At 50.9% G+C, this 6,617-nt stretch carries 6 protein-coding genes; 3 read left to right on the forward strand and 3 right to left on the reverse strand.

The annotated features are described in order from the left end of the window. Window positions 1–242: hypothetical protein (locus HX884_RS27045; RefSeq protein WP_218620134.1), on the forward strand; the 242-nt coding region annotated here is incomplete at its 5' end. Window positions 243–447: 205 nt separating this feature from the next. On the opposite strand, the gene HX884_RS24650 is transcribed toward HX884_RS27045, so the two are convergent. The 3 genes from HX884_RS24650 to HX884_RS24660 form a co-directional block, all read right to left on the reverse strand. After that, entirely contained in the window at window positions 448–729 is a 282-nt protein-coding gene (locus tag HX884_RS24650; RefSeq protein ID WP_000780222.1) for a helix-turn-helix transcriptional regulator, read from the reverse strand. Continuing rightward, window positions 710–1,039: a type II toxin-antitoxin system RelE/ParE family toxin gene (locus HX884_RS24655; protein ID WP_000493286.1), complete on the reverse strand. Its 330-nt coding sequence runs from the start codon at window positions 1,037–1,039 to the stop codon at window positions 710–712. Before HX884_RS24655 ends, HX884_RS24650 begins: the two co-directional genes overlap by 20 nt. A gap of 603 nt (window positions 1,040–1,642) precedes the next feature. Further along, complete coding sequence (locus tag HX884_RS24660) at window positions 1,643–4,651, reverse strand: Tn3 family transposase (protein WP_012817690.1); 3,009 nt, start codon at window positions 4,649–4,651, stop codon at window positions 1,643–1,645. Between the two features lie 163 nt (window positions 4,652–4,814). On the opposite strand from HX884_RS24660, the gene HX884_RS24665 reads away from it, so the two are divergent. After that, window positions 4,815–5,372: a recombinase family protein gene (locus tag HX884_RS24665; RefSeq protein WP_001235713.1), complete on the forward strand. Its 558-nt coding sequence runs from the start codon at window positions 4,815–4,817 to the stop codon at window positions 5,370–5,372. Window positions 5,373–5,554: 182 nt separating this feature from the next. After that, entirely contained in the window at window positions 5,555–6,415 is an 861-nt protein-coding gene (locus HX884_RS24670) for a broad-spectrum class A beta-lactamase TEM-1 (protein ID WP_000027057.1), read from the forward strand. The last annotated feature ends 202 nt before the right edge of the window (window positions 6,416–6,617 follow it).

A 6,617-nucleotide genomic window follows, 5' to 3' on the forward strand; every position in this document is an offset into this window, starting at 1 on the left:
TAAGGCCTTTGAATAAGACAAAAGGCTGCCTCATCGCTAACTTTGCAACAGTGCCTGTAATATCTGGCGTATTTATACTGCCGCAGCCTTGGACAGTTCGTGGTTTACGTAACCGGTATTGTTCCCACGTTTCGAGCTTTCCAGAACGACCTTCAACCCTCACCATCGGCCCTGCCAATGACAAGTTTGCCCACAAGGCAGTCTCGGAGATTCTTTTCGACCCATCAGCAACTTATGCCTAAGTCACCGGCGGCTTGCCTGCCACACATTGAACATTACAGACCAATTAGCACTTTGTCACCGGGGAAAGATGTAAAGATTATGTATAAATAGATTGGCTTAGAAGTGACATTTCAACTTTGGAGAAACAGGTGACATTTTAAACTTGCTTTAACAAAATTTTGGGACTGACCGAAACAAAAAGGCCAGCCCCGGAGGGCTGGCTATTCAGTACAGGGCAATGACAGGTTTCTTGATGCCGCAGGCGTGAGCGTAGCGGGTCAGTGTGTCGATGCTGGCTTTGGTGATGTTGTTTTCCAGGCGAGAAATAACCGGAGGTGTAACCCCCATGCGTTCAGCAACCTGCGCTTTTGTCAGGTTGTCATGCTTGCGCCATTCAGCAAGCAGCTCCCTGAGCTTTTCCTTACGTTCTTCTTCCTGCCATGCAGCGCGATATTCATCGTCCTGCATCCACTCGTTATGCAGTTCTTTATGGCTTACCAGTTTCATTAAGTACCTCCGCTAACCGCTTTTTGGCGAGATCGATTTCTTTCGCTGGCGTTTTCTGTGACTTCTTGATGAAAACACGGAGCATGATGATGGTATTGCCTTTGTGGTATACCCAGATTCCCCTGGCTATGTCCGTCCCCATCGTGCGGATCTCAAAAAGTCCATCGCCCAGGGGCTTCGTGTCCGGCTCCCGCAGTAATCGGGCGTCATACTCCAGTTTGCCGATGAGACGGTCAAACTTCACCCTGATTTTTACGGGTAATGCTGTGGCTTCTTCCCTGGCTTCCGGGTGATAAACAACGCTAAACATGTGACCTCCCATTTCTATTAATATTAACCTATAGGCTAATTTCAGACAAGGTAGAATTAACCTATAAGCTAATTTTGTTGGCAGTTATCGTGGCTACCCGGTCACTACCCTGTTAGCGTGAGTTTTCGTTCCACTGAGGAACGGGGATTTATGCGCGTTAGCGCATGTAAGGCGGCAGGATGAAATGACAGGTAGCACCGAGGGTTAGCCGCCGATACCAGTGAGGGATCGAAAGGGATCGCCTATCCATCCCTTCACCCTGCAAAGCCATATTCCGCTAAAAGCGGCTCAGAGGCTTTTGTGCGCGGTCGGAGTGGTCACAACAAGGCGAAGCCGCAGTTGGGGCGTATCTCCGCGTTAGCGGGTCGTAAGAGCCGCTTACGAGCGTGTAAGCTAATTCTTCAGCGATATTTGCTGACGTATCCGGCGTGGCCGGATTTGTCCAATCCCTCGATGGCTAACAGGCGAGCTGTTAGCCATCGAGGGATTCCGTTCTGAATGCCCCGCGCTTTAGCGTGGGGAGCTACTTTTGAGGCGCTCGCGCCGATGCTGTTCGGTTATCCACTTTTTGGGGTTTGAGAGCCAATGGAACGAAAACGTACGCTAAGAAGTTAATTCATTGTTTAAATTGAAATTTAGTTCTCTCAGTTCCCCCTTCAAAATATCCTCCGGTAGCGTAAACGTATAATGCCCCAGCATATTGATATGCCCGTGCATCAGTGGGGACAACCGGGCGATATCTTCAACCCCGATTTCTTCTCCATTACTGCGTATCCAGCTCAGGGCTTCCTGCATATAAAGTGTGTTCCACAGTACCACTGCGTTAGTGACCAGGCCCAGTGCCCCCAGCTGATCTTCCTGACCTTCACGATAGCGCTTTCTGATCTCACCGCGCTGCCCGTAGCAGATCGCCCTCGCCACAGCATGGCGGCCTTCCCCCCGGTTTAGCTGCGTCAGGATCCGCCGACGATAATCCTCATCATCAATATAATTAAGAAGGTACAGCGTCTTGTTGACGCGCCCCACTTCCATGATCGCCTGTGCCAGCCCTGATGGGCGCGAGCTTTTCAGCAAAGAGCGAATGAGTTCTGAAGCATGAATGGTGCCCAGTTTCAGCGAACCGGCGGTTCGCATCATCTCATCCCACTGATCCTCGGCTTTCGACAGATCGGCACAACCACGTGCCAGTTCGTCCAGTGCACCGTAATTTGCCGATTTATCCACTCGCCAGAATACCGCTTCACCGGCATCGGCAAGCCGGGGGGAAAACTGGTATCCCAGCAGCCAGAAGAGGCCAAAAATAATGTCGCTGGTACCGGCTGTGTCTGTCATGATCTCAACCGGATTCAGCCCTGTCTGCTGCTCCAGAAGGCCTTCCAGCACAAAAATGGAATCTCGTAATGTGCCGGGGACAACGATGCCGTGGAATCCAGAGTACTGATCAGAGACGAAGTTGTACCAGGTGATGCCACGTCCGGAACCAAAATATTTTCTGTTAGGTCCTGAATTGACGGTTTTCACCGGCGTGACAAAGCGCATGCCATCAGCTGAAGCCACTTCGCCACCACCCCAGCGGCCAGCAAGCTCCAGTGTGGACTGAAAATCAACCAGGCGGGCATTGGCGCTGACCAGCGTTTCTGCCCGGAGGTAATTCTGTTTTACCCAGCTAAGCCGGTGGCGCGTCAGCGCCGGTATATTGTGCTTTATCAGCGGTTCCAGCCCGATATTGCAGGCCTCTGCCATCAGGACCGCGCACAGGCTGATGTGCAGATCCTGTGCCCGGGCCCCGGATTCACTGACATGCGTAAACTCACGTGTAAATCCCGTTCTGGCATCTATTTCAAGCAACAGTTCCGTCAAATCTACTGGCGGGAGTAGCAGCCTTACCCGACTGTTGAGACGATGCAACGATGTTGGCTCCTCCAGTTTCTCCAGGCTGCTGATAGTCAGGGAAGGATGTTTACCGTCATGGCAAATATGAACCTCCGCATTTCCTTCAAAGCGGGATGCGACGGTTTTCCAGGTTTCATCTAGCTGGACCGCCAACTGTTGCACGCCTTTATGTCCATCAGTGGGATGTCCCAGCGCCCGGCAAACGGGGACCCGCTGAGCCTGCCATTCTTCCCCCTGCAACAGCTTCTCGCGGGGATTTCCCCAGCGATCGCTGTTTTCGAGCCAGATGTCCCTTCGACGTAGTGCATCCTGAAGGCGCTCCAGCAGACAAAGCGAGTAACCGGCACGCTGTATCCGGCCCTCCGCATCGTATACCAGGCGTTTCCAGGGGCCGGTAATAATATGTTCAGGCGCATTGTCCAGGATGCGCTTTTTCGAGCAGTTCAGTTCGGTCAGATAATGAATGGCGGACAACGTATGTTCTCCGGCTGGCGCTGCCTGGAAATGCAGGTCGCGCAATACCGCCGGAAGAAAGCGCTTTACCCGCCCGTACTGCTCCACCATTTCGTCATGGAAATTGTTGTTCTGAGGCCGGGCCAGCTCATTTACCTTGCAGACGGATTCTGCCAGCCTGCTTTTCGGTATGCTGTTGAATATGGTCTCCCTCAGTTCAGCATCGTCAGCCTGTTCATCCAGCAACAATGAACATGCCCGCGCCAATATTAGCGCAGCACGATCAAGATCTTTAAGCGTCCTGAGCCGTTTTTTCTGCCCCGTTTTCTTCGCCGCACGAGTGATATCCAGTATCAGCATATCGAGCACATCAACGGCCTCATCCAGCGCCGCAGTCTCCTGCGCTTTAACGAATGCTGTGAGTACGGCCAGTTTTCTCTGCTGTGGCATTCGCGCGATATATTTTACCGACGCCATGCCTGCGTAACGGGCCAAATTACGCAGTTGTATAGCAGGCAGACCGGTAAAATTCAGTCGGGAAAATTCCAGGTTTCGCAGCCGGATATACCGCTCCAGCGCTTCGGTAAATGCCGGGCCGCTGACGGTGACCGGTCCCTTTTTCAGTTGCTCCAGCGGTGAAGTACGCTGCCCCTCAGGAATGTCCAGAAGCTCCGTCACGCGGGCGGTCTGCCAGCTGTCCGGCAACGCGGCCAGTTTCTTCCACAGCCGCTGATTTGCCCGTTCGCGTATTTCACTGACGAGACGTACAAGTGTGGTTGCTCCGGGCAGCAGGACCTTATTCTGAAGCAGCCACGCGGTGGCAAAATCAAACATAAGGCCGGGTCGCTCATTACTGAGCCATGCGCGGGTGTACAGCAGGCGCTTCAGGCGGAAAGACCAGGGGAAATCGCCAAATTCATGGTAACCGTAATATTCCTTAATCAGCGCAGTATGCTCTCTGAGGGTGGTAACCCGTTCTGCGTAGCGGGTAAGGACTTCTGGACGGCGAATATTAAGCTGCACCGCGACAAATTGCTGAACACCTGGCAGAACCCGGGTTAAGTCTGTCAGAAAGGTGCCCAGAAAACGGGCGGTGGTGAGCTGAAGCGCAATTCCCAGCCGGTTATGCCTTCCCCGCCGCTGGTTAATGAAGGCAAGATCCCGCTCATCAAGATGAAAATAGCGCGCCAGCTGCACGTCATTGGGTTCTGCAACATAGCGACCATAATTCAGTTCCTGCTCAGTGGTCAGAAAATCGACGGGCATACCGGCCTCCCTGCCTGATGGTCATGAATTAACAATTTCGCAACCGTCCGAAATATTATAAATTATCGGACATCGTAAAACTGTTACATTAATATGTCTATTAAATCGTAAATTTGTAATAATAGACATGAGTTGTCCGATATTCGATTTAAGGTACATTTTTATGCGACTTTTTGGTTACGCTCGGGTCTCAACCAGTCAGCAGTCTCTTGATCTTCAGGTCAGAGCACTCAAAGACGCAGGTGTGAAAGCAAACCGTATATTTACCGATAAGGCATCCGGCAGTTCAACAGACCGGGAAGGGCTGGATTTGCTGAGGATGAAGGTGGAGGAAGGTGATGTCATTCTGGTTAAGAAGCTCGACCGTCTTGGCCGCGACACTGCCGATATGATCCAACTGATAAAGGAATTTGACGCTCAGGGCGTGGCAGTCCGGTTCATTGATGACGGGATCAGTACCGACGGTGATATGGGGCAAATGGTGGTCACCATCCTGTCGGCTGTGGCACAGGCTGAACGCCGGAGGATCCTAGAACGCACGAATGAGGGCCGACAGGAAGCAAAGCTGAAAGGAATCAAATTTGGCCGCAGGCGTACCGTGGACAGGAACGTCGTGCTGACGCTTCATCAGAAGGGCACTGGTGCAACGGAAATTGCTCATCAGCTCAGTATTGCCCGCTCCACGGTTTATAAAATTCTTGAAGACGAAAGGGCCTCGTGATACGCCTATTTTTATAGGTTAATGTCATGATAATAATGGTTTCTTAGACGTCAGGTGGCACTTTTCGGGGAAATGTGCGCGGAACCCCTATTTGTTTATTTTTCTAAATACATTCAAATATGTATCCGCTCATGAGACAATAACCCTGGTAAATGCTTCAATAATATTGAAAAAGGAAGAGTATGAGTATTCAACATTTTCGTGTCGCCCTTATTCCCTTTTTTGCGGCATTTTGCCTTCCTGTTTTTGCTCACCCAGAAACGCTGGTGAAAGTAAAAGATGCTGAAGATCAGTTGGGTGCACGAGTGGGTTACATCGAACTGGATCTCAACAGCGGTAAGATCCTTGAGAGTTTTCGCCCCGAAGAACGTTTTCCAATGATGAGCACTTTTAAAGTTCTGCTATGTGGTGCGGTATTATCCCGTGTTGACGCCGGGCAAGAGCAACTCGGTCGCCGCATACACTATTCTCAGAATGACTTGGTTGAGTACTCACCAGTCACAGAAAAGCATCTTACGGATGGCATGACAGTAAGAGAATTATGCAGTGCTGCCATAACCATGAGTGATAACACTGCTGCCAACTTACTTCTGACAACGATCGGAGGACCGAAGGAGCTAACCGCTTTTTTGCACAACATGGGGGATCATGTAACTCGCCTTGATCGTTGGGAACCGGAGCTGAATGAAGCCATACCAAACGACGAGCGTGACACCACGATGCCTGCAGCAATGGCAACAACGTTGCGCAAACTATTAACTGGCGAACTACTTACTCTAGCTTCCCGGCAACAATTAATAGACTGGATGGAGGCGGATAAAGTTGCAGGACCACTTCTGCGCTCGGCCCTTCCGGCTGGCTGGTTTATTGCTGATAAATCTGGAGCCGGTGAGCGTGGGTCTCGCGGTATCATTGCAGCACTGGGGCCAGATGGTAAGCCCTCCCGTATCGTAGTTATCTACACGACGGGGAGTCAGGCAACTATGGATGAACGAAATAGACAGATCGCTGAGATAGGTGCCTCACTGATTAAGCATTGGTAACTGTCAGACCAAGTTTACTCATATATACTTTAGATTGATTTAAAACTTCATTTTTAATTTAAAAGGATCTAGGTGAAGATCCTTTTTGATAATCTCATGACCAAAATCCCTTAACGTGAGTTTTCGTTCCACTGAGCGTCAGACCCCTATTTCTGCCGTTATGCTACATAAGTTTGCTGTCGTGCCGTTAGGGCCCAGGCTA

Origin of the sequence: Enterobacter sp. SECR19-1250, assembly GCF_013391025.1 — a bacterium.
Classification (GTDB): domain Bacteria; phylum Pseudomonadota; class Gammaproteobacteria; order Enterobacterales; family Enterobacteriaceae; genus Enterobacter; species Enterobacter cloacae.